A 23,061-nucleotide genomic window follows, 5' to 3' on the forward strand; every position below is an offset into this window, starting at 1 on the left:
GGTTACACTCGACACTCGACTACGTCAGCCCCATGACGTTCGAGAAGAAATGGCTGGCAGCCCAACAAGGCCAGGCCGCATAACTCCCGCGGTTATGGGGTTCGTCAAACAGGGGCAAGGTCAGATCAATGGTGGGAGGCTCTTCAAACAGTAAGCTGACGCACTGACATCAAAGACGGTTCAGCGTATATAAAATTAGGTTGCCATTCGTCACCGCAATCGTTCTGTCTCCCTGAACTGCAGTCTTTGCAGACGATAAACCTTTCAGCCATCGCATTGGCGATTTCCATGTCCGTGTTAGATGGTTCAACAGTCGCGGCTCGCTGCAACGAGGATTCCGTTGGTCAGTGCAAGGTTGGTTGAACCCATCGATCGTGGAAGTGGCGCCGTTACAGTGCTGTGTTCTCAGGTACGTCGAAACAGGTCACACATTTGCCCAGACTCCGTATCGGAAGTCGTTTTGCTATTGTCACAGCGCATGGCGGCCCGGTCGCTCGGAAGCGGACCGACAGGGGCAGCTTTTTGAGATTTTGAGATGGTCACAAGAGAAATGAAATGGATGAAAGTCAGGATTCGGTGAAAATACGTGGCTGGAACCCCGGCCCTGTATTTTCATATGCGACGGCCGCGTTCAACGGGTATTGGTGGGAAGACCCTTCACGGTTGTTGCTGTTTTTTATCCTGCCGCTTTACACACTGCTTTCGATAGAGTTGCTCGGCGAACCGAAGGCCATCCAACATATTTACTATACTGGCTTTTATGCGTTCGCAGGGGGCCTGTTCCTCGTGGTCGTGATGGTAGTGTCGTCGTTGGGGCGATCGGCCAGGCCGGTCATTAAACCTGTTCCGGCCGAAATTCCCGTGCACGTACTTGATTTCGTGTTCGGACTGGCACTCGTTGGATACCTGATCATGATGGGCGAGGTTCTCACCCATCCCGCGCTGATCCTGTCTTTCTTTAGTGGAGGCACCAGTGTCTATGATCTGCTTGCGATGAAGGGACGCATCGCTGGCTTGAGTACGCTGACCGAAGCGACGATGGCGTATGTGCCACTTTACTTTTATGTGTTCAAACAGGTAGAACGAGGCTTCAACCGCTACAAGCTGTACCTGATCATACTCGGCGTACTGACGCTCATCCGAAGTTTCATCTTTGCGGAACGTCTCGCATTGATCGAAGTAGCGCTGCCCTCCGTGCTGATGTATGTGAGATTCAGGGGCAGCCCCCGGCGTTCAAAGCTCATCACACTCGGTCCTTTCGCTGCGATTGGCCCCATGATAGGTCTCTTCATCGCGAACGAGTACCACCGGTCATGGGAGGCCTACTACATCAACCTCTACGACAACGTATTCGACTTCGCCATTGAACGATTGGGCTTGTATTACTCAACCGCGTTGAACAATGGTGCAGGCTTGCTCGGTGTCCTTGGGTGGGGCAACGGTCGCCCGATGTTCACATTCGACTGGTTGATCCACTTTCCGATCATCGGGGATTTCGTCAAACCCTTGCTAGATTCCAGTCCTGATATTGACGAATTCCTGAACCGCTACGCCGATCCCGAATTCAACAATCCGTCGGGAATCTTCGTTCACTTTTATGAGTGGGGTTGGTTTGCGCTCTTCATCGCAGTGTTTATCGGCTGGGTCTTCAACAAGAGTTATACGGGCTGGCGCTCAGGCGACGGATTCTGGTGCTGTGCCCATGCCGCGCTGTACGTCGGTTTGCTTGAGATCCTGCGTATCCCAAACCTCTTCAGTGGCAGAAATCTTGTTCCAATCGGTGTGCTGTTTTTTGTTTTCCGGTTCATGAGGAAGCCGTAGACAACCGGATGCGCGTTCAGTACTGGGCAAGCGGTAGACATCGAGCTGCGCGCTCGGGCCATCCGAGTCGAAACTGAGAAGGTCACGTTATCGGTGTGTCGCCGCATTTCCGACGACACACCGATAACGTAACAGTACCCGCTGGAGATGCAAGCACTCCTCATCATATCGCTATCATTCACCCAAATCGCCCTACCGCGACAGAACCGGTCCGTTTGCTCACCGGATTCCGGCACAAAACGGTGGCCAATAGGAGCCGGATGAATCGAAACATTTACGTCCGGTTCTGGGAGAACGGGGGTGCGGACAAAATCTTGGACTACCTGGAGGTAGTCCGTGTACTTGTACGAAGACCGCATTCGAGCAGTTAAGCTTTATCTGAAGTTGGGCAAGCGTATCAAGGCGACCATCAGACAGCTGGGGTACCCGACAAAAAACCCTCTGAAGGCGTGGCATCGCGAATACGAACAGTGCCATGATTTGCGACCCGGCTATGTTCGTGCCGCGCCGAGGTATTCGACCGAAGAGAAACAGGCTGCCGTCGCTTACTATCTGAGCCATGACCGATGTGCTGCTGCGACCTTGAAGGTTTTCGGCTACCCCAGTCGTGGGACGTTTGCCAAATGGATCGAAGAATTGTGTCCCGAGATCGGAAAGCGTACTGTCGGCAGAGTGGCGGGCAGCGTTCCGAAATCGCGCGAGGCCAGGCAGGCGGCGGTGATTGAACTGTGCACCAGAGATGAAAGCGCAAGTATGATTGCTCAAAGAGCGGGCGTGAGCAGGCCTCTACTGTACAACTGGAAGAACCAGCTACTTGGTCGGGAGGTTCCAGCATCCATGAAACGCCCGAAGAAGCCAGCACCGAACCTTGAGCGGGCGGAGCTGGAGCAGCAGGTCGAATCGCTTCGACGCGACATCCGCAAGCTGGAGCTCGAGCGCGATATCCTCAAGAAAGCGAACGAACTGGTAAAAAAAGGGATGGGCATCGACCCGCATCTCCTGAGCAACCGGGAGAAAACGATGCTGGTTGATGCCCTGAAACAAACCTATCGGTTGCCAGAGCTGTTATCCACCCTGAGGCTTGCCCGCAGCTCCTACTTCTACCACCGTGCACGTCTGCTTGTCGCTGACAGGCATGCTGACGCGCGTCGCGTGATTGCAGACATCTTCGAATGTAATTACCGTTGCTATGGCTATCGTCGAATGCGAGCGGCGTTGAGCAGGCAGCAGGTATTCATCTCAGAGAAGGTCGTGCGACGTTTGATGCGACAGGAAGGCTTGGCCGCTGCCACAACGAGACGACGTCGCTATGGCTCCTATCGTGGAGAAATCACTCCCGCTCCGGATAACCTCATCAATCGTGATTTCCGTGCAGCCGCCCCGAATCAAAAATGGCTCACGGACATCACCGAGTTCCAGATCCCTGCCGGCAAGGTGTATCTGTCGCCGGTAATAGACTGCTTCGACGGACTCGTTGTGAGCTGGTCAATCGGCACGCGGCCCGATGCTGAACTCGTCAATGCGATGCTGGATTCTGCCATCGTGTCGGTAGCCGACAGCAATGATCGGCCAGTGGTCCACTCCGATCGTGGTGCTCACTATCGATGGCCGGGATGGCTATCCCGAATGCGCGATGCCAGGCTTGTTCGCTCGATGTCACGCAAAGGATGTTCGCCTGATAACGCAGTCTGTGAAGGTTTCTTCGGGCGACTTAAGACGGAAATGTTTTATCTTCGTGATTGGCGAGCTACGACCGTTGATCAGTTTATCGAGGTCCTCGACTCCTATATCCGGTGGTACAACGCAACGCGGATCAAGGTCTCGCTCGGCTCTTTTAGTCCGGTCGAATACCGGCAAAGTCTTGGAATCGCGGCATAACCAGTCCAAGAATTTATCCGCACCCCCAGTGGGTCAGTTTCTAATCGGCGTTGACACGGACGTCCTGAGCGTCGCGTTGACCAGTTCGCTCGCGCGCAAACCGGTCGCATGGCCGGAAGAGCAGGAAGCGGAGACGCTGCGCGGCCGCCTTGCTCCAGCCGGGCGAGGCGGATGGAGCTGAAGCGTCTTTGCGAAACTCGAGTCCGTCGGCGATCGTGCGCATCAGCGCCCATTGCCTTCCGTGATTACGTGCGACGCATCGAGCGTCGCCGCGCCATTGCCGCCACACACCTTCACACCCGCGAACGAATTGGCGAGTACATAGCGCTGCCCGATCAGCCAGCGGAACGGCGCGCCGAGCATGGACAGCGCGTGCGCGACCGAACGGTCCGACGGTTTGCCGTTGAACGGCCGCCATTCCGGCGACGTACGCGGCCGCACCGGCCCACCCAGCGGGCGTGTGGGGAGGGGCGCCGCAGAAACGAGCGGTACGCGATCGCGTATTCGGTGGTGAGCGACGACAGCGCCCGACCGCGCTCGACGATCGCCCACAGGATCGGACGTTCAGCTTTCTTACGATAGGTCCACCGGGTCGCGGGCGACTCCTGCAGCGCAAGCCAGGTTTGCAGGGCCTCGTGTCATTGATGCGTCCAGCGTGCAGGTTGTCGCCGGCGCGCGAAACACGCCGTTGCTGCCGTCGACCTCATGCGGCAACTTCAGCGTTTCCCAGGGCACGATGTCGCTGCGCTGGCTCGCCGCAATCAGCGCACGGCCCTTTCGGGGAGCGGAGGCCACGCGGCAAGGAACTGCCGGAATAGGGATTGCGGCCATCGCAGGAGTAGCGCGCAAACTCGCTGAGGGTGGCATGGGTTTTGGAGTTGACCCTGTAATACCGGACACAGCATCACACTAAGGTTGCTGAATCCATCGAGCGCCGGAACTCGCGAGGCGAGCGGTATTTCAGCGCGCTATGGGGATGCTTCTCGTTGTAATGTATATGAACGCCTCCCTTTGCGAGAGGCTTCGATCGGTATTCCAGAACAAGACGGGCTGCGACTGTATATCCGGCCTGATTGCAGTTCAGACTACCGCTGCTGGCCACTATGAAATCCGCTGACTCGCACCTCATTGCTCAAACGAGCTCGAAGCTCTCACTACAACGCAGGTTCAGCGAGTCCCGGTCTTACCTGTTCTGTCATTCCAGGTGAAGCGCCTGCGCAACCTCTTGATGGTTCACGTGCTATACGATGATGTTGATACGAAACCTGCTGATTCCAGGGCCCGCCGGCAAACGTGCTCAGGCTGGCCGAACGCTCGCGTAACCCTTTTCATAGGGGCGCCCGTGTGCAAGGACCAGATGATCCGTGCGAGCTTGTTCGCCAGGGCGATCACTACCACGTTCACCGGCCTTCGCTTCTTCAGTTGCTCGACCCAGAGGCCCGGGTCCCTGGCATTTGCCAATACGCAGCGCGCGCCGTGAGTCAGGAGCGTGCGTAAATAGGTGTCGCCCCTCTTGCTGATTCCAAACAGACTTACCTTTCCCCCGGAGCCATGCTGTCGCGGAACGAGCCCTAAAAACGCCGCAAATTCTCGCCCCGATCTGAACGATTTAGGATCGGCCATTGTGGCCACTGCCGCCGTTGCGGTAAGCAGACCAACGCCAGGAATTTCGGCTATGGCCGAACAACTTCTGTCCTGCTTCAGCCAGACGCGAAGCCGTTGCTCGATCCTCGCGATTTGCTCGTCCATTCTTGCAACTTCGTTCCACCTGTCACGCAGCGTGTCGATCAGCATCGCTGGCAGACGTTCCGAGAGCCTGTGCAAAGTGCCTGGCATTTCTCTCTCCAGAACCGCACGGCTTCTCCCCATAACCTTTCCGTATTCGGTCATCAGGCCGCGCAGCGCATTTATCTGCATCGTACGCATCTTCACTAATTGCTCCCGCATCCTGTGCATGGCGAGCACTGCCTGCTGAGCCTCGGTTTTCACAGAAACACACTTGCCCGGCTGTTGGACAGCCAGCCAGATTGCTCGTGCATCCGCCGCGTCGCTCTTGTTGCCAATGTTGAATGCCTTGACGAATCTCGACGAGAGCAGCCTGACTTGATGCCCCAGCTTTGTCAGTTCGCGCGCCCAATGTTGGGCGCCCCCACATGCCTCCATTCCAATAAGGCAAGGGGCTCGATTGGCGAAGTAGTGCAGGAAGCTGGCGCGCTTGATGGCCTTATTGATGATCTGACCCGTGTCCGAGTCTACGTGGTGAATCTGAAACACCGACTTCGCGATATCAATCCCAACTGGAGTGAGCAGCATATCGATCTCCGATCTGTACCAAGACTGCTTGGCCGTCCAACTATAGTCCGGCTGCCGAGGTGTCGGCGTAGGTGGGAGGCGTTCATATCATTGCTCGAACGCGATAGCCATGTTGCGTGCCGCAGTCGCTGCGTCCGGCTTCGGCATGAAGGCGACGTAGCCGCGTTTCATCGTCTTCACGAAGCTCTCGGCCATCCCGTTACTTTGCGGGCTGCATACCGGCGTGGTCAATGGCTTCAGGCCGATGGCCACTGTGAACCGACGCGTGTCGTCGGCCGTGTAGCCCGAACCGTTGTCGCTCAGCCACTCGATTTCGGACGTCGTATGCAGCGCGTTGCCAAACCGATTTTCCACTGCAGCCAGCATCACGTCGCGCACGATGTCGCCGCTGTGGCCTGCCGTCGTAGCCGCCGAGCTCATTGCCTCACGGTCACAGCAATCCAGAGCGAACGTTTCGCGCAGCGGCTCGCCGTTATCGCAGCGTAACTCGAAGCCGTCCGAGCACCATCGCTGATTGCTGCGCGCTACGGCTACCTTGCCGTCGTGTCGACGTTGGGGCCGAGGTGGAATCGGTCGGCGCTGCATCAGCAGCCCATGTGTGCGCATGATGCGATAGATTCGCTTAGCATTAAACGGCGCCAGTCCGACCGCGACGCGCTCGTTGCGCAATATGCCCCAAACCCGGCGATAGCCATAGCTGGGCAAATCGCCGACGACCCGGCGGATTTCCTTGACCGCGGCCGCGTCGTCAGTCTGCCTCGATTGACGGCCATCGCGCCACGTCGCCGGACGCGACAGCCGTGCCGATACGTTCGAGCGCGACACGCCGAGAACTTCACAAACCTGTTTCACCGGTCGTCCTCCGGCAGCGAGGGCGAGTGCGCTATCCATTTTTTTGCCCGCCCGTACTCGACTGCTTCGCGAAGAATCTCGTTCTCTATGGTCTTTATATGGACGCCTCCAGCTTGAAACAGGAGCCCGATTTCGTTATCACGTCAGCGAGCGGCACGTTACCACGTGGCAACGACGGGGTGAAGATTGGCCGGAGCATCATCGCTTTGATGATTAAACTTTTGTAGATTTAATAAATCGGTGGGCCAAGCGCAATGAGCTAAACCTCACCGCTGGGGCAGCGCGAGGGCCGGCCCTCGCGAAAAACCAGACATGGAGTGACGGTTGAATGAAGAGGTAGTCTTCTGCCTATGGTCAAGCCTAACCACAACCTAGAACCGATCGAGGTGCTATCCCATCCGGAGTAGCACCGCCGGTTTTCTGTCGATGAGAAGCTCCCGATAGTGCGCGAGACGTTCGAGCCCGCCGCGACGGTTTCCCGTGTTGCCCGTCGCCATCAGGTGAATGCCAATAAGGTCCTCGCTTCGCGCAAGCTCTATCAGGATGGAAAACTGTCGGCCGACAGTGTGGTGAACAGGTGGTGCCGGCATCGGACCTGGCCGAAGCGATGAAACATATTCGCGAATTTTAGCGACTATTAGGCAAAACGATCGAAGTGAAAATTCTCCGCGAAGCAGTGAAGCACGGTGCAAAAAATTTAATTGCGCGCTCACCATTGCTGCCGGGGACGACCGTTAAAGACGGCCTGTGAAGTCCCGGGTGTGTCATGCTCGAATCTCGCGGTCAAGTCGCAGCGTCCTGCTGAGTGCGTCCACCAGCGCAAGACGCCCGGTCTGGATGACATGCCGCTCGCCACCGAACTGCGAGAGCTGGTTGCCGATCTGCTCACGTACGGCTATCGGCGCACATGGGCGCAGCTGAGGCGGAGCCGGGCCGCGCTGGGTCAACCTCGCGTTAATGCGAAGCGGGTGTATCACGTCATGCGTCGCCACGGCCTGCTGCTCGAACGCCGATCTCATCATGTCCCATCGACGCGTTGGCACGATGGCAAGATAGCAGACAGAAGCAACGTGAGCTGATGCTTGGACGGTTTCGAATTCCGCTGCGACGTCGGTGCTTCTTTGCGCGTCGTCTTTGCACTGGACTGCTGCGACCGGGGAGCCATGAGCTGGGCTGCGACCACCGGCGGTTACACCGGTGACATGGTGCGCGACGTGATGCTTCAGGAGGTCGAAAACCGTTTCGCCGGTGTGTTGAAGGCCGACAGCGAAATCGAGTGGTTGAGCGGCAACGATCCTGCAACATTGCCGGCGAGACAATGATGTTCTTGCGTGAAATCGGCCTGAAGCCGGCCACGGCACCCGTCAGAAGTCCGCAGAGCAACCGAATGGCCGCGATTCGTCAAAACGATGAAGCGCGCTTACGTTGCGTGGATGCCCACGCCCATGGCCCAACGCGCTGCAGAACCTAGCCATTGCGCTCGAGCAATGATATGAACGCCTCCCACCTACGCCGACACCCTCGGCAGCCGGACTATAGTTGGACGGACAAGGAGTCTTGGTACAGATTGGAGATCGATATGCTGCTCACTCGAGTTGGGATTGATATCGCGAAGTCGGTGTTTCAGATTCACCACATAGACGCGGACACGGGTCAGATCATCAATAAGGCCATCAAGCGCGCCAGCTTCCTGCACTACTTCGCGAATTGAGCCCCTTGCCTTAGTGGAATGGAGGCATGTGGGGGCGCCCAACATTGGGCGCGCGAACTGACAAAGCTCGGCATCAAGTGAGACTGCTCTCGTCGCGATTCGTCAAGACTAAGCGAGACCGCGTGTCCGGTCATGCAGGGGCAAGTCCAAACGGCGCCCATACGCAAACGACTGTTGAACAACGCATCCCAAGAAAGGTAGCCAATTTTGGGAGTCGTCTTTCTGACATCGCTTAGCCAACGGTGCTTCACAGTGCCTGCGGCAGGCGTGGCGTCACGCCGACAGCGAGGCGGCCGCTTCATGGGCGTGCCGGCGACTGTCTGCAACGTCGCGTATCAATGCTACGGCCGCAGCGTAGCCCGATGCGAGTCGACCTTAATGGTTTCGAACGGGTTCGCAACAAGGTATTGATACGAGACTAGATCGTCGAAGCACTTTCTCAGTGTTTGGAGCGCTTTTCCCCGGCTCTCATACGACAGCGGTCCACGGAAGGGACGCCACAACGGTTCATCGCGCGAGCACCGCCCCATCATCACCCAGACGGATCGCGGTTGAGGATCCACGGCAAACTCATTGATGTATTCGCCAGCATCCATGACATCAATGCTCGACAGCGGCTTTCTTTTCGCAATAAGGGCCCACAACAGCAAACGTTCTACCTCGTTTCGATATCTGTTCCTGGTGGTTGGGTTCTCGTAAAGAGACAACCAATGCTCCAGGGCAGATCGATCGTCGTGAACGCCAAGAGGAGGCTTGGCAGCGCCACGGTTCGATCCCACAGAGCCGGACAGATGCGGAGGTGGTGAAAGGCGAGAAAGGGGAACCGGCCTGTGAAGGCGCTGCTGCTGCTCAGCGAGGTACGACAGGCGCGGATCTACGCGCGGCTTAACGATGCGGCGGCTTACTCTTGCCACGCTATTCGCGCTCGCCAAGCGGCTTGCGAACTCCATGTTCAGACAGCCCACGAGCATTTCAAGGCGCGATTCACTGTCCGGATCCAGCGCGTCGAGATGCATCTCCACGAATATACCCCCCGGTCGGCCGCGCTTCCCGGGCGCTCGCCGCACCTTGGCAAGGAATTCTGAGGCTTCGATTCCCATAAGGCGAGCGAGCATACGTTGCGGGCTCAGTTGCGGTACTAGCCTCCGAGCGGCTATGGCCTCTTTGCGAATAGCCTCAACCCCTCGCACAGCAACTAAGTCCGCAATGGCGCGCCCCATTTCGAAGGTCAGGCAATCCGCCGGGAGCACAGCCTTTAACTCATTGGGTAAATTGGCCACGGCAGAGGCCGATACGATTCGCGAATGCGCGATGCCCATCACCTCGGCAGCTTCGCGCGTCGTCGCCCACGTTTTCAGCCGAAGGCCTTCGAGATAGCGCCCGTACAGCGCCACGGGGCTGTCCGTCTTATATGTTCCACGAAAGCCGGAAACGCGATGGGTACCGCATAAATGTGCCAAGATTTCAGAACGCGACTTCCCAGCCGGATCAATAAGTGCAGCACGACTCACTAGACAAGCAATACCGTTCTTGTTCCGCGCTCGAACAAGTTGGCGTGCTGTCTCGTGCAATATGCCAACGTCGGAAAATAGCGCCAAAATCTCGGGAGGAAACGCCGAAACAGCTAGCGCTTGTTGAATTTGTGCCCGCCGGACACGGGGGCCCAAGCTCGTTAGTCTCTCTGCTGCCTCTGCTTGGCTTCCCCACTTTAGCCCGAGCCCAGCACGATACAGAGCCGCCAGCGCCAGCGGGTCGTCGCGTAGGCTGTTGGTCCTGCTATTCGCCACGTTACTCATTTCGGTCATTCAATCTCACGATTCGGTCAGTGCACGCAACTTCAGCCTCCTCACAAAGAGAAGCCAAGACCTGCGCCAATCCGTTGCTTTTCGTTTAACGGTTTCAATCATATTATCGACGCTCGTGGCTCGATCAAGACCACGTGCCTGCGCAAGAGGACTTCTAGCGACTCTAAAACGCTACAGTTTCGCGACGGGCGTTCGCCGATGCATCCGAACAAGCTGCGTTGGCGGGAAATCGACTGGGGACAATGTCCTCAGCGAAGGCGACCTTCGCCACGTCGTTCGCTCTGAGAGCACGACGGCTTTAACACGCGCGTTGAAATTGGGAATGACCGAGACTTGGGCTTCGACGTGCCGCGCGCAAAGATCTAGGGCGGATGGAGTTTGCGGAGGCCGGCCGACGGCTAGGGACCGACGTTCGTTCGGTACTACGCGAACGAGAGAGGTCTTGGAAGGGATCAAAGCGACCTTGAAGATGAAGCGATTCCTGATCGCGTACACGTATAACGCATTTTTCAATGTGCGCGGCTAAGCCATTGATTATGCGCGCGTCGTAAGTGTATCGTTTATCGACCAACCGAGTAACCGATACATTACGTGTACGTGCAGTAGCACAACGTCGCAGTTGCGGCATTCGAAAAGACTATCTAAAACGATGGTCTTTCCGCGGTTGGATCCGTAACGCGTTACACGCCGCGAATTCAACCGGATCGGAAAGCAAAAGCGGCGAACATAAAAGGCGGCTAAAACCGTGTGCCTTTTGCCGCAAATCGCATGTTAGAAATTGCTTCAATGGTAGCCATTCATCAAGGGTTGCCATGCGCATTTTCAGGAACAAGCGGCAGGCCGCGCTATCCACGGCCCCCGGCATGTATGCCGAGGAAGATCCATCGAAAGTCATCTTCGAAACGAGCACGCGGCTCAAGGTCGAGAGCAACCGCTGGATGCTTATCGCCTTCGCTTGCGCTGCGGTCGCTGCCGGTGCCGTGTGGACCCGGCAGCCGCCGCCGTCCGTGACGCGCGTGGTCGGGGTATCGGCCGACGTAAGCGGTCATCCGGTGGTGACCGAACTCGTCGCCTACAAGCCCGATTCCCAGGCGCTGCGCACAAGCATGCGCGACATGGCCGTGCGGTGGTTCACGATCGAGCCGGTGCTGACCGACAGCCTTCAGACGTCGCGTATGTCGCTGAACATCAACTCGGTGAAGGCCCAGATGATCGGCGCCGCCTCTGACCAGTTCAAAAGCTGGCTGCGCGACGACGCTCCTTTTCAGCAGATCTCGGCAAATCCCAAGTTGATCCGCGAAGTGAACGTGCGCAACATCGCGCTGCTGGAGGACCAGACGGTCCTCGTTGAATTCACAACGACCACCTCCCAGGCTGGTGCTTCCGGCAAGCCCGACGTCAAGTCGTACGCGCTGACGCTGCGCTACCAGATCGTCGCGCCAACCGCTGACGCGGCACTCACCGCCAATCCCTTCGGCATCTACATTCCGTTCTTCCGCGTTGAGCGGACCGGTGGAGCTTGACCAGCATGACCTTCCCATATCAGAGGCCGGCGCTCGGCCTTCTTGTCGTGCTCGCGGCTGCGGCATTGCCGATCGCGAACGCCAAACAGCCGACCAATGGTTCGTTCAACGCCGCGATGATTGCGGGCGACCCCATGAGCCCGGTCAATCCGTTCAACGGCGGCTCCGATCCGCTCACGATGCCGGGCGACGCCCGCATCGGCGTCTTCCCGTACAGCCGCGACCAGATTTTTCGCGTGCTGACTGCGCCGCTCAAACTCACGACCATCGAGCTTGAGCCCGGCGAAAAGCTGATCGCCGATCCGGCGATGGGCGACAGCATCCAGTGGGAAGTCGACGACGACAAGATGAACCACGTGTTCATCAAGCCGCACAAGGCTGACATCGTCAACACGCTGCACCTGACGACGAACCGGCGTGAGTACGACTTCACACTGATCGCGTCGCCGGCTGGCGGGTTCTTCTATCAGACCGTGCGCTTCCAGTATCCACACGCCCCGATGGTTCGGGCGAACTTGCGCGACGAAGGCAATGGAGCAGGGCTGGGCGCCGCGAATGGTGAGCGCGGCGGCGATTCGGGCGCGATTAGCGTTGCGCCCGACAAGCTCAACTGGGATTACTCGGTGGACGGTAGCGCCGAATTCAAGCCGGAAGTCGTATTTGATGACGGTCACTCGATCTGGATGCGGATGCCCGCCAAAGCGCAGTCGTGGCCGGTGCCGATGTACAAGGATCACGGCGATCGCGTCGTCGGCAACTTCATCCGCCGCGGTGATTTCCTGGTCTTCCAGCGTCTCGCTGACGAGATCGTCCTCGTTTCCGGCAAGGATGAGGTGACGGTGACGCGTGGGCGCCGGCGCGTGTTCGGAGTGTTCTGATCGTGGCCAAAAAGACCGAACAGGCGACGCCCAACGCCGAGCAGGCCGCGATCGTCAAAGGAAAGACGCCCCGCAATGCCATCATGAGCATTGGCCTGCTGGCGGCCCTGATTATCGGCGCGCTCGGTTTTTACTACGAGCTGAAGGCGAGCGATCAGGCGGCGGAAGAAGCGCGGCTAAAGAAAGCGTCGGCCCTCAAAAGCAGCACCGAGATACCGGCTGCAGGCACTTCCGACATCGACAGGATGATCAGGCAGCAGCAGGACGCGGCCGCATCTGAGCCGGCCGCGCGAGCCGCGTCCGATGCCGCCGCGGCGCAGCGTCCGACTGTGAAGCCGATGCTCACGGGCAATGATTTCCAGCGCGAGGTCGGATCGGGCGGTGAAGATACCGCCGCACTTGCTGCGAGCAACAAGCAGGACGCCATCTATACGTCGTCAGTTTTCAAGCAGTCCGGTGCGTCGCGTAGTTCGAACCAGTCTGCAACGGCAACACCGGCGGGCGTTCCGTCTCTGGATGATTTTCGGGCCGCTCGCGCTGCCGCAACGTCGGGCGTGCAGAACCCGGCCGACGCGTTGGCGCTCGCGCTGGGCAAACAGGGGCAGGCGCCTGAAGACCGTGACAAGGCGTTCCTGAAAGAAACGGCGGGGCAGGGCGGTATCGAGCGCACCACCTTCAACGGACAGGCTGGCGGCTGCACGCTCACACCTCCCCACCACATTCACGTGAAAACTGTCGAAGGCCTGAACTCGGACAAGCCCGGCCGTGTGGCGCTGATGGTCGACCAGGACGTCTATGACAGCGTGCGTGGCGACTGCCTGATGATCCCGAAGGGTTCGTTCATCAACGGCGCGTACAGCGCCGACATCAAGGTCGGACAGGAGCGGCTGCTTGTCGCGTCGACCAGTCTGCGGCTGCCCAACGGCAAGAGCGTGCCGATGAACGGCATGCAGGGTGCGGATCAGAATGGCGCCGCTGGCTTTTCCGGCGACGTCAATAACCACTTCCTGGCGATCTTTGGCGCGGGCTTTATTACCGCAGTTCTGCTGAAGAGCTTCGACAATGGATCGACTACCTCGACGACGGCAAGCCCGATCGGAATAACGACCACCGGAAGCACCGCGGGGCAGGTGGCTGCGACGACCGCGCAGGCCGTGCTCCAACGCAACCAGAACATCCCGCCGACGATCACGGTGCCGCCCGGGCAGCAGTTTCTTGTCCAGGTGACGCAGGACATCGTCATGGAGCCGTACCATGACTAGGCGGGCCATTGCTGCGCTGCTGATGACGGCCGCGTGCTCGTCGGCGGGCGCTGCGGTGATCGACACTGTGATCAGCCCAACGCGCTTTGTCGTTGAGGAAAACGGCGAGCGCTCGGTGCTGGAGCTACCCGGCACACCCGTGTACGCCTGCGGCTTGCAGCGCTTCCTGTCGTGGGCGCTACCACTGAAAGGGCAGAGCATCACCCCAGGGTCGCGCGGCTTCGCATCTGTGCTCGTTGATGGCGCGCCGGAAAGCCTGCAGGGGCTACTGGTGCGCAATGGCTGGCTGCAGCCGGCAGCGCTTGACGATGACGCGCAGGCTGCATTGACCGAGCGCCGCGGTGGGTGGGCCTGTGCGGCCGCGCACACACCCTTCGACGTCATGCATACGAGCGTCGACGCAAAGATTCTCGCGGGCGTCGCGCTCAACGAGTCCGCCTATAACGGTCGGGCATGGCCGTGGACGCTCAACGTCGCAGGCCGAGGCTTCTTCTTTCGCACGCGGGATGATGCGTACAAGGCGATCCGTTTTCTCATCTCCGATGGTCGGTGCGATTTTGACGTGGGCCTGATGCAGGTGAACTGGTGCTACCACCGGCAGCGTTTTGCGTCGCCGTGGGAAGCGCTCGCGCCCGCAACCAATATCCGCGTCGCCGAAGACATCCTCAACGAGAACTATCGCAAGACGAAGTCGGCCGTCAAAGCAGTCGCGTATTACCACAGCGCCAATCCGCAGCCCGGCCGCGAGTATCTCGCGCGCTTCATCCAGCATCTCTCCCAAATTGACCGCGGTCTATGAAGCAAACGCTAACCCTTATCGCGCTGGCAGTCTTCTCGTTGTCAGCCCCCGCCGCGAGCACCGATCCGCTCGATTTCGACTATCAGGTCAACGGCAACATGACCGAACGGCCTGCACTGATCTTCAACGACGGAACGGACACGTACCTGCAGCCGCGGGCGGGGCAGACCCTGAAGGTGGAAGGTGGTCATCCAGAAGGCCCGTACATCGTCGTGTCCGGGACGCCGGAAATGATCTCGTATTCGGTTGGCGGCTCGAGCGCTACAGCGCGATGGAAAAAAGCCAACACCTTTACAGCCGAGGCGAGCAATCGAAGCGGCGACATGCCTCCCGGGTTCGCAGGATTTTCGAATCGTCTGGCGCTGATCGGACCGCGCCCCCGGCTGGAGACGACGCGTCCGATGAGCGCGACGCTGCCGCTCGCGCAGATGGTCAAGTCGCTGGTGCCGCAGGGCTGGACAGGCTCCGCGCAGAAGGACGTCGATCTGACCGGTGCACAAAGTTTCGCCACGCGTGACGGCGAGAACTGGATGCAGTCGCTGGACCGGCTGCTCGCGGCGGTGGATCTGTATGCCGACGTCGATTTCAATGCGCACCACGTCACGCTGCGGCGGGCGGCCGTCAAATCAACCGGTGTGAACTATGTCGCGAGCGCTTCGCCAGCGGAAGCAGCAATCGCGACGGCGGGCCAGGAGGCAGCAAAAGCAGCGACTGACAATGACAAGCCGCAAGCGCAGGACGGTGGTCTCGCAGCGAAGTTTGGCGCGCTCGCGATTCGTGACGGCGACGACACGCATATCCAGATCCGCTTTGCACAAAGGCCTGCAAAAGTACTCGTCTTTCGGGACATGGAAGGGCACTCGCTCAAGCCAAAATGGGACGACTCAAGCAACGTTGTGACGATCAACCGCGCTGAGCGGTTTGTCGTGTCCAACGGCTCGGATAGTGTTGAAGTGGCGCGCGTCGCAGGCCTCGTCTACGCGTTTGACGCGAAGAACAGCGCGGGCCTCGAAGCGGTGTTCGACAAGGAAGGCTCGACCTACTTCAAGTTCGCGGACACGGTTGGCAACGTGAAGGTGGCGGACGTAGCCCACATGGGATTGGGCGAGCAGAAGGGCCGCTTCTACAAGTTCAACGGCACCGCAGACCAGTTCATCGTGAATGCCGACGGCAATGTGGTGAACGTGACGCGCAAGCATGACGTGCGTTTCTTTGACCGGCCTAAGTCATGAGAGCGGGAGTCGTCGCCGCGGTCGGTGCGGCTTTACTAGGCGTGCAGCCCGCGTTCGCTGACTGTCTCGACGATGCCGCGCAGTTCCATCACGTCAACGTGGTGCTGGTGCGCGCGATCGCGCAGCAGGAGTCGGGAATGCGCACCGATGCGGTCAACCGCAACACCGATGGTTCCGAGGACATCGGCCTGATGCAGATCAATTCCTCGTGGTTGCCGAAGCTCAGACGCTACGGCGTCACGCGGGAGTCGCTGTTTAACGCATGCGTCAACGGATACGTCGGCACATGGATTCTGGCGTCGAACATCAAACAGTTCGGGCCGACGTGGAAGGCGGTAGGTGCGTACAACGCCGTCTCGACGGGCAAACAACTCGTGTACGCGAATCACATTTATCGGCGCGTCGTGCGCGCGGCCCACTGACTCTCATGAAGCCAATGATCATTATGCCCACCCGTCGTCGCGCGTCGCGCATCGCGCAGATCTTCGCCTTTCTAACGCTGACGGGTTTCGCGAACGCTTCGTTCTCACAGTCGCATCTGTCACCGCCCGAAGGCGAAGGCTGGCAGATGCTTGGCGCAGCCGCGAGCGCCGCGCCGGCGGCAGCGCCCGTCGCTTCACTCGCAATGGTGGCACCGAGTCCATCCGCGTCATCGACCTCTCTTGCCCGCACGCCAGCAGCGACACCGGCAGCGACGCCGGCAGTTGCGTCGACCGACGTTACGCCAGTCGTTCTGCCGGGCGCGAGCGCACCAGCGGGTCCCCATACGCTGACGCTCGCGATTACCCCGCAGGACATCAATCTGCGCAACGCACTTGACCGCTGGCTGCAGCAGCAAGGATGGCAACTTGCCTGGAAGATCGACGACGACCTGCCGCTCGAATTCAACGCGACGTTCAGCGGCGACTTCGATTCGGTGCTGACGCAGCTCATGCGTGCGACAAACCACATGCGCACCCCGACGCGGGTCTGTGTGCACACCAACAATGTCATTCGCGTGGTCGCCCGCGCGGCCAACTGCCAGGATTAATTCAACCATGCGTCTCAACCATTTCCAGGCTGCTGTTTCCCTCGTGGTCGCGACGGCCCTGACCGGCTGCGCGATATCGCAGTCCGACATCAATGGCGCCTATGACTCGGCGACGCATGACGCGACGCATGCGATGGCAAACACAGGCGACGCCATGCCGCTCGTTGAGCATGTGCCGACTGCGTTCCTCGGTGACCGTCTGGTGCCCGTCGCGTATGAGGCCACGCTGCCGGCTGTGTTCCGCGAGAAAACCATCACGCTACCGGCAAACCTTCCGATTACGAAAATCGCAACACTGGTGTCGGATGCGTCTGGCTATCCCGTTCACCTGAGCCCCGACGTGTTCATTTCACGAGACTCGCTTATCGAAACGACGTCGGGCGCGCCGGGTGGGCAGGCGAGGAGCCAGTTTGCGCCAGCAAGCGGCAACGTTGAGCCCGTCTACCGGCAGCCCGGAAACGCGCGTATCGGCCAGTACCTGCACAGCGTGACAGAAGACCTCGGTCTTGCATGGAGCTTCGATGGAGCGACGATCAATATCTCGCGCTTCGTCACCCGCACTTTCCAGATTGCGGCCATCCCGGGCGCCGTAAGCATCAAGTCGACGATTTCGAAGGGTACCGACACCTCGACCGGGGCGCAGTCGAATGGCACCGGTACCACCAACGCGAGTACCGGCGCATTCTCCGCAGTCACCTCGACCGGACGGGACGGCACGTTCGACCAGATCGCATCGATCACCAAGGAACTCGAGAGCCTGAAGACACCGCTGGGCAAGATCACCGTCAATCCGCAGACCCGGCTTGTCACCGTGCGCGATACGAAGGAAGCGGTGGACCGGATGAACGACGTGCTCAAGCACGAGAACGCCGTTTTCACGCGCCAGGTATCGATCCGCGTGCGCACGTTGCAGGTTGCTCTCAACGACGGATCACAGGCTGGCGTGAGTGCAGACATCATCTTCAACCGCATCTCTGACGGCTTGTTGAAGTACTCGATCAGCGTGACGTCGCCGACGTCACTCGCGACCTCGGCTGGCCAGGTCGGTCTATCGATCCTGAAGCCCAACGCGCCGCTGACGGGCACGAACGCCGTCATCAGTGCGGTGAACACCTATGGCAAGACGATCTCGGACAACACACAGACGAAGATGACGCTCAATGGTCTGCCCGTGTCGATCGGCTCATTCGAGACGAAGGGCTATCTTGCCGCGACGACGCCATCGGTCGGCTCGATCAGTGGGACGACGGGCGGAGTGCCCGGCCTGACGCCGGGTTCGGTGACGGTCGGTGACTTCGTGAACATCCTGCCGTCGGTGAACGATCACAACCAGATCATCCTGTCCTACTGGAGCGACAACTCGAAGCTGAACGGTCCCTTCACGACAATCGGCACCGGCTCGGGCGAGTCGTCCCAGCAGATCCAGTTGCCGGACATTGTCGGCAGCAAGAACGATCAGACGATCGCACTCGCCGACGGCCAGACGGTCGTCATGTATGGCGCAACCACCAACAACTACGACGGTTCCAGCAACAACGGCATCCTCGGCGCGAGTGGCGCATGGAATAAGGCGAAGACGTTCCAGGTGATCATGCTGACCGCGACCGTCGTGCCGTCGATGTGAGCGGCGCGATGCATTTCGAGACCATTCCCAACGAGAAAAAGGCGCGGCTCGTCTTCGGGCTTGACTGGCGGGCCTATGCAACCAAGGGCGCATCGGGCGAGCGCCGGCGTTATGCCGACGAGCTCGACGCGACGCACTACGTCGAAATCAAGGGCAAGGAAGAGACGGTCGCGGGCTTCTGCGCGCCCGAACCTGCCGAATGGAAGGGCCTGAAGCTGTATTCGGCTGCCGCGCGCGTGGCAGGTCTTGATCGTGTACGGTCGAAGCCCGCCGTCCTGGTCCTGGTACAGGACGGCCAGCGGGTGCACATCATCCTCGTCGTTCGCGGCGCGGTGCGCGTCGACCAGACCGTCGCGCTGAACGCGCTTGGGGACCGTCGTGACGCGCTCGAGGATGAGTGCGCGAAAGACCGGGTGCGTCTCGTCACAATCGGCCATGGCGCGGACCTGACGGACCTGGACGAACCGTTCACGCCCGCGGAGCTGCTGCGAGGCAAGAGCACTGGACTGATCAGAAAGCTGCCGGTCAAGGTGCCGAAGATCATTCCACTGGCCGTCATCGCGGTCGCACTGGTGTATGTGGGCAGCGAGGCGCTGACCTACATCAATCCGCCCCCGCCGCCGCCCGCGCCCCCGCCGACCTACATGCAGGACTATCAGGCCGCTGTGGCGCGGACCTTCAACGGCGCGGTCCCGCTCGCTTCGGCCCTTGCACCGGCGCTCATCGACACCTTTGCAAGGCAGGAAACGAACGTCGCCGGCTGGCAGTTTCAGAAAGCCTCGTGCGGCGCCACGGGCTTCTGCTCGATCACGTTCAAGCGTGAGGGCGGCACTTACAAGGAATTCGACGCGCGCGCGCCGGCCGAAATGCGTCCGGTCGTGTTTGATCCGAACGGTTTGCAGTTGCAGGTCAAAGGCCCCGCGGTTCCGCGTGTGCAGAAGCTCGCGCTCACCGGGCAAAAGCAGTGGCCAACCGCGCAGGCGCTGATCAAGCTGCTTCAGACCGATCCTCAACGGCTGTCGACGAAGCCCGACCAGTTGATGAGTCATGGCTATGTCGTCACTCTACGGCCGCCGCAACGTCTGCTCGCCCGTCAGCCCAATCCTGGCGAGATAAGCGGCCAGCTCCTGCAGGCGGGAGACTGGACCATCGCGGGTTACATGTGGCAGAGCCGCCTGCTTCAGAAGCTGCCGGAGAACATGGCGCTCGATTCGATGGATATTGAGCTCAAGGAAGACGGCAGTGGCGTTCATTTCACCGCGAAGGGTAAATACTATGTTTTCCAATAAGCTTGGCCGCTTCGCGGCGGCATCGCTTTTCGTGTTCTGCGCCGTTGGGCTCGCACACGCCGATGAAAAGCAGCTGACGCTCGATGACATCGACACTCTGGCGCGACAGAACCTGGTCAACTCGATGCGCAAATCGGATGGCGTACAGCCGTCGGCGGGCGGGGTCGCACTGAGCGCACCAATCATGGGTGCGCCGCCCGCTGCCGCGAGTCCAACAGTCGTCGCCAAACCGAAGCGCGCTGACGCGCCGGCGAAGCGCGTTGTACCGGTGTCTTTCGTTGGCGCCTATAGCGATGCGTCGGGCGCGCATGTGCTCTACGAGTATCAGGGCGGTGTCTACACGGCAAGTCGCGGAGAGAAGCTCTTGAACGGCTGGACAGTGACGCATGTCGATGGATATCGGGTCACCGTCGCCGAAGGCAAACGCAACTGGTCAGACGTCATCTCGGTCCCAGGGGGCGCTGCGTCTGTGGGCGACAACCCGGCCATTCAGGCAATCACCGATCTCGGCGGGCCTCTCCCGGTCGCCACCAACGTCGGCATCTTTCCGGGAGCACACTGATCATGAGCATCTTTTCGGGTGTTGAATCGGATGACGTCCAATCCAGCCGTGGTTTCCTGAAAAGGTTCCGTGGTGTCAGGCCAAACGCGTTCGTCGAACCGGGGCAGGCCGCAGCGAAGGCGGCAGGGAAGGCGGCAGGGAAGGCGGCAGGGAAGGCGGCGGGGAAGGCGACGGGTCAGCCCGGTCAGGAACCGACCTTCAGGGAGCCGATGCGCGCTATCAACCCGACGGTGTCATTTCTCGGGCGAAAACTCTCCGGCGACGATATCGAGGACGTGGAGTCTTTCACCGAGCTCGACGCCGGACACGCGGTACCGGCCAGCCGCCAGGCGGTCGCGGATGCGCCGGCGCCCAGCGTGTCGACACAGCCGACATTGCCCGTCACCACGTCAGAGGCGGCTGCGGATTGCGCCAGACCGGCTCCTCTCGAGCAGGACTCGTCTGCAAGCGCTGCTGGCGCTGACATGGCCAGCACGCTAGGCGATGCGTACGCTGAAGGTGAAAAGGCGTTGCGCGAGCTCGATGCGCTGATCGCTGCGCAACAAGGCACTGCTGAGCAAGTTTCGGCTCCCGCAGCACAAGCTTTCGCTTCCGAGCCGCGGACTGCTGCGCAAGCGCAGCCGCAGCAGCCGGAACCGCAACCCCAGTATCGGCAGGATACTGAAGCGACGACGCCCGACCCTGCTGATCTATCGCTGGTGGCACGGGCCGACTCGCCCGAGCCGGTGCAAGCCGTTCCGCGCGCTGCGGTGGCGGCCGCGACTGCCGCCGAGGTCGAGGAAGATGACGGTGATGAGCCGACCGGCGAGCAAAACGGCAGACCGGTGCTGGCATCGGCCGACGCACTGCCCGATTTCAAGCGGATCGTCACAGGCACCGACAGCGACGCCACCCTCAGACTGTCGGCTGCTGCGCGCAAGGAATTCGTCGCGGTCGAAATCCAGCCTGGCATCGCGATCGTCGCCGCGACCGCGCGTTTTAGCGAACGGGCCCAGTTCACCACGTTCGTGAAGGATCTTGCCGCACGCGACCTGCTCGTGCAGGAAGAGATGATCGCGACCGAGGAAGTGATCGCGGCCATCTACGAAGGAAAGAAGCGCGAGGTAACTGGCAACGTCGAGCGCGAAGCGTCGCGCGCTATCGGCAACTTCCGTGACATCATTGAAGCCGCGCACTCCTACGGTGCGAGCGACATCGCGATCGAGCCACGAGATTTTCGCGGTGAGGTGGAAGTGCGTTTCCGCGTCAACGGCGATAAGTACACCTATCGCCGTCTGCCGAAGAACATCGTGCGGCGCGCGCTGTCTGCCGCATATTCGGATCTGGTGCAGAAGAACACCAACTCGGGCAATTCGTTCCAGCCGAGCGCGCCGCAGTCCGCCATGATCCCGCTGGTCGTGGGACGCGACACCATCAACCTGCGCTGGCAGTCCGCACCGACCGTCGGCGGCTATGACGTTGCGCTTCGTCTTCTCGACGGCAATTTCAAGAATTACTCGGTCCTGATGCCGCACCAGATGGGCCTCGCTCCGAGCCAGCTCGCGCTGATCGACGCGCTCAATTATGTGAGCGGGGGCATCACTGTTCTGACCGGCGAGACTGGATCGGGCAAGACGACGCTGCTCCGCGCGCTGTCGTACATGCTGCCCGATCGCGAACTGAAGAAGCAGTTTGCCGTCAGCGAGCCGTCCGAATATCCATTGCCGTGGCTGTCTGAAATCTCGATCATCCGCCGACCGGATGAATCCGACGACGAGGCCAATCGCAAATACGCGGAAGTGGTGCGCACGCTGATGCGGATGGACCCGGACGATGTGACGATCTCGGAAGTGCGGGACCGCGTGGTCATGGGACTCGTGGCGGAGCTTGGGCTGACCGGGCACCCGGTGCGTTTTTCGCTGCACGCAGGCGACATCATTTCTGCCTTCATGCGGATGGCGGGCGGCCGTCTCATGCTGCCGATCGATGAGCTCGCTGCCGAAGGGTTTGTGAATGCAGTAGGCAACCAGAAGCTGATTCCGACACTCTGTCCGCACTGCAAGCTGCCGGCCGAAGACGTGATGCAGCAATCCGACCTCGCTCTGCTGCGCACGAAGTTCGGACTCGACACGTCGCGCATGGCATGTCGCAATCATGCAGGTTGCCAGCACTGCCGCCTCGATGGTCTGTTCTCGCGTGATGGCAAGGTCGCGGGCGGCACGAAGCGGCCCACGCTCGCTGCCGAACTGTACCGGCCGACCGAGGAGTTTCGCGAACGGATAGCGGCCCGCGATTGGGCCGGCGCACGTCAGGTCTGGCGTGGTGAAAGGAAAACCACGTTCGACAACGAGGACATGACTGGAAAGACGGTATATGAACACGCTCTTTTCAAGGCTTCGCGCGGCGAAATAGACCCACAATTCATGAACCGTTCCATGCAGTCGTTCGCGCAGTACCGGGTATTCCCCGGCGCCGACGGAAAACTCTAAGAGGTTGATGAGTC

General features: G+C 60.0%; 17 protein-coding genes and 4 pseudogenes. 17 read left to right on the forward strand and 4 right to left on the reverse strand.

Translation table 11 applies throughout. From position 1 onward, the window contains the following. Window positions 1-555 precede the first annotated feature (555 nt). Window positions 556-1,821 carry an O-antigen polymerase gene (locus tag LJ656_RS32200; RefSeq protein WP_230513501.1) on the forward strand — a complete coding sequence of 422 codons (1,266 nt, stop codon included), beginning with the start codon at window positions 556-558 and terminating at the stop codon, window positions 1,819-1,821. Between the two features lie 336 nt (window positions 1,822-2,157). Continuing rightward, window positions 2,158-3,699: an IS3 family transposase gene (locus tag LJ656_RS32205; RefSeq protein WP_230513502.1), complete on the forward strand. Its 1,542-nt coding sequence runs from the start codon at window positions 2,158-2,160 to the stop codon at window positions 3,697-3,699. A 66-nt stretch (window positions 3,700-3,765) separates the two neighbouring features. On the opposite strand, the pseudogene LJ656_RS32210 reads toward LJ656_RS32205, so the two are convergent. The 3 genes and pseudogenes from LJ656_RS32210 to LJ656_RS32220 form a co-directional block, all read right to left on the reverse strand. Continuing rightward, a pseudogene (locus tag LJ656_RS32210) lies at window positions 3,766-4,505 on the reverse strand (integrase); the annotation flags it as partial. 427 nt (window positions 4,506-4,932) lie between these two features. Then, window positions 4,933-6,012: an IS110 family RNA-guided transposase gene (locus tag LJ656_RS32215; protein ID WP_425606054.1), complete on the reverse strand. Its 1,080-nt coding sequence runs from the start codon at window positions 6,010-6,012 to the stop codon at window positions 4,933-4,935. Window positions 6,013-6,105: 93 nt separating this feature from the next. Next, a pseudogene (locus LJ656_RS32220) lies at window positions 6,106-6,959 on the reverse strand (IS3 family transposase); the annotation flags it as partial. A gap of 327 nt (window positions 6,960-7,286) precedes the next feature. On the opposite strand from LJ656_RS32220, the pseudogene LJ656_RS35170 reads away from it, so the two are divergent. The 4 genes and pseudogenes from LJ656_RS35170 to LJ656_RS32230 form a co-directional block, all read left to right on the forward strand. Next, window positions 7,287-7,475: pseudogene (locus LJ656_RS35170) on the forward strand (transposase); the annotation flags it as partial. Between the two features lie 231 nt (window positions 7,476-7,706). Then, a complete protein-coding gene (locus tag LJ656_RS35175; RefSeq protein WP_425606055.1) occupies window positions 7,707-7,943 on the forward strand; it encodes an IS3 family transposase in 237 nt (78 codons plus the stop codon). A gap of 3 nt (window positions 7,944-7,946) precedes the next feature. After that, window positions 7,947-8,186 carry a hypothetical protein gene (locus LJ656_RS35180; protein WP_425606057.1) on the forward strand — a complete coding sequence of 80 codons (240 nt, stop codon included), beginning with the start codon at window positions 7,947-7,949 and terminating at the stop codon, window positions 8,184-8,186. Between the two features lie 257 nt (window positions 8,187-8,443). Next, window positions 8,444-8,682: pseudogene (locus LJ656_RS32230) on the forward strand (IS110 family transposase); the annotation flags it as partial. 234 nt (window positions 8,683-8,916) lie between these two features. Here the strand turns inward: LJ656_RS32230 and LJ656_RS32235 are convergent. Continuing rightward, window positions 8,917-9,969 (reverse strand): hypothetical protein, encoded by a 1,053-nt coding sequence (locus tag LJ656_RS32235; protein ID WP_230513503.1) that lies wholly within the window; start codon window positions 9,967-9,969, stop codon window positions 8,917-8,919. A gap of 1,223 nt (window positions 9,970-11,192) precedes the next feature. On the opposite strand from LJ656_RS32235, the gene LJ656_RS32240 reads away from it, so the two are divergent. From LJ656_RS32240 to LJ656_RS32290, 11 genes are read left to right on the forward strand one after another with little or no spacing between them, the layout of a single operon-like run. Then, window positions 11,193-11,903, forward strand: coding sequence for a VirB8 family type IV secretion system protein (locus LJ656_RS32240; protein ID WP_230513504.1), 711 nt, complete (start codon window positions 11,193-11,195; stop codon window positions 11,901-11,903). Window positions 11,904-11,908: 5 nt separating this feature from the next. Beyond that, a complete protein-coding gene (locus tag LJ656_RS32245) occupies window positions 11,909-12,781 on the forward strand; it encodes a TrbG/VirB9 family P-type conjugative transfer protein (RefSeq protein ID WP_230513505.1) in 873 nt (290 codons plus the stop codon). 2 nt (window positions 12,782-12,783) lie between these two features. Continuing rightward, entirely contained in the window at window positions 12,784-14,043 is a 1,260-nt protein-coding gene (locus LJ656_RS32250; RefSeq protein WP_230513506.1) for a TraB/TrbI/VirB10 family type IV secretion system protein, read from the forward strand. Beyond that, a complete protein-coding gene (locus tag LJ656_RS32255) occupies window positions 14,036-14,842 on the forward strand; it encodes a transglycosylase SLT domain-containing protein (protein WP_230513507.1) in 807 nt (268 codons plus the stop codon). Before LJ656_RS32250 ends, LJ656_RS32255 begins: the two co-directional genes overlap by 8 nt. Further along, complete coding sequence (locus LJ656_RS32260) at window positions 14,839-16,074, forward strand: TrbG/VirB9 family P-type conjugative transfer protein (RefSeq protein ID WP_230513508.1); 1,236 nt, start codon at window positions 14,839-14,841, stop codon at window positions 16,072-16,074. Before LJ656_RS32255 ends, LJ656_RS32260 begins: the two co-directional genes overlap by 4 nt. Beyond that, window positions 16,071-16,496, forward strand: coding sequence for a lytic transglycosylase domain-containing protein (locus LJ656_RS32265; RefSeq protein ID WP_230513509.1), 426 nt, complete (start codon window positions 16,071-16,073; stop codon window positions 16,494-16,496). Before LJ656_RS32260 ends, LJ656_RS32265 begins: the two co-directional genes overlap by 4 nt. Before the next feature lie 14 nt (window positions 16,497-16,510). Beyond that, window positions 16,511-17,104: a toxin co-regulated pilus biosynthesis Q family protein gene (locus LJ656_RS32270; RefSeq protein WP_230513575.1), complete on the forward strand. Its 594-nt coding sequence runs from the start codon at window positions 16,511-16,513 to the stop codon at window positions 17,102-17,104. 7 nt (window positions 17,105-17,111) lie between these two features. Beyond that, a complete protein-coding gene (locus LJ656_RS32275; protein ID WP_230513510.1) occupies window positions 17,112-18,728 on the forward strand; it encodes a type II secretory pathway protein in 1,617 nt (538 codons plus the stop codon). Window positions 18,729-18,736: 8 nt separating this feature from the next. Next, window positions 18,737-20,017 (forward strand): type IV pilus inner membrane component PilO, encoded by a 1,281-nt coding sequence (locus LJ656_RS32280; protein WP_230513511.1) that lies wholly within the window; start codon window positions 18,737-18,739, stop codon window positions 20,015-20,017. Further along, window positions 20,004-20,579, forward strand: coding sequence for a hypothetical protein (locus LJ656_RS32285; RefSeq protein WP_230513512.1), 576 nt, complete (start codon window positions 20,004-20,006; stop codon window positions 20,577-20,579). Before LJ656_RS32280 ends, LJ656_RS32285 begins: the two co-directional genes overlap by 14 nt. A 2-nt stretch (window positions 20,580-20,581) precedes the next feature. Further along, the gene (locus LJ656_RS32290) at window positions 20,582-23,047 is read left to right on the forward strand and encodes an ATPase, T2SS/T4P/T4SS family (RefSeq protein ID WP_230513513.1); all 2,466 of its coding nucleotides are present in this window, start codon (window positions 20,582-20,584) and stop codon (window positions 23,045-23,047) included. The last annotated feature ends 14 nt before the right edge of the window (window positions 23,048-23,061 follow it).

The sequence above is a fragment of the Paraburkholderia sejongensis genome (assembly GCF_020880815.1).
Lineage (GTDB): Bacteria > Pseudomonadota > Gammaproteobacteria > Burkholderiales > Burkholderiaceae > Paraburkholderia > Paraburkholderia sejongensis.

What these genes read in the sequence shown, in the direction of transcription:
- LJ656_RS32200 (WP_230513501.1), top strand. Translation starts at nt 556, where the DNA reads ATGGATGAAAGTCAGGATTCGGTGAAAATACGTGGCTGGAACCCCGGC.
- LJ656_RS32215 (WP_425606054.1), bottom strand. Translation starts at nt 6,012, where the DNA reads ATGCTGCTCACTCCAGTTGGGATTGATATCGCGAAGTCGGTGTTTCAG.
- LJ656_RS35175 (WP_425606055.1), top strand. Translation starts at nt 7,707, where the DNA reads ATGCCGCTCGCCACCGAACTGCGAGAGCTGGTTGCCGATCTGCTCACG.
- LJ656_RS32240 (WP_230513504.1), top strand. Translation starts at nt 11,193, where the DNA reads ATGCGCATTTTCAGGAACAAGCGGCAGGCCGCGCTATCCACGGCCCCC.
- LJ656_RS32245 (WP_230513505.1), top strand. Translation starts at nt 11,909, where the DNA reads ATGACCTTCCCATATCAGAGGCCGGCGCTCGGCCTTCTTGTCGTGCTC.
- LJ656_RS32255 (WP_230513507.1), top strand. Translation starts at nt 14,036, where the DNA reads ATGACTAGGCGGGCCATTGCTGCGCTGCTGATGACGGCCGCGTGCTCG.
- LJ656_RS32260 (WP_230513508.1), top strand. Translation starts at nt 14,839, where the DNA reads ATGAAGCAAACGCTAACCCTTATCGCGCTGGCAGTCTTCTCGTTGTCA.
- LJ656_RS32265 (WP_230513509.1), top strand. Translation starts at nt 16,071, where the DNA reads ATGAGAGCGGGAGTCGTCGCCGCGGTCGGTGCGGCTTTACTAGGCGTG.
- LJ656_RS32270 (WP_230513575.1), top strand. Translation starts at nt 16,511, where the DNA reads ATGATCATTATGCCCACCCGTCGTCGCGCGTCGCGCATCGCGCAGATC.
- LJ656_RS32275 (WP_230513510.1), top strand. Translation starts at nt 17,112, where the DNA reads ATGCGTCTCAACCATTTCCAGGCTGCTGTTTCCCTCGTGGTCGCGACG.
- LJ656_RS32280 (WP_230513511.1), top strand. Translation starts at nt 18,737, where the DNA reads ATGCATTTCGAGACCATTCCCAACGAGAAAAAGGCGCGGCTCGTCTTC.
- LJ656_RS32285 (WP_230513512.1), top strand. Translation starts at nt 20,004, where the DNA reads ATGTTTTCCAATAAGCTTGGCCGCTTCGCGGCGGCATCGCTTTTCGTG.
- LJ656_RS32290 (WP_230513513.1), top strand. Translation starts at nt 20,582, where the DNA reads ATGAGCATCTTTTCGGGTGTTGAATCGGATGACGTCCAATCCAGCCGT.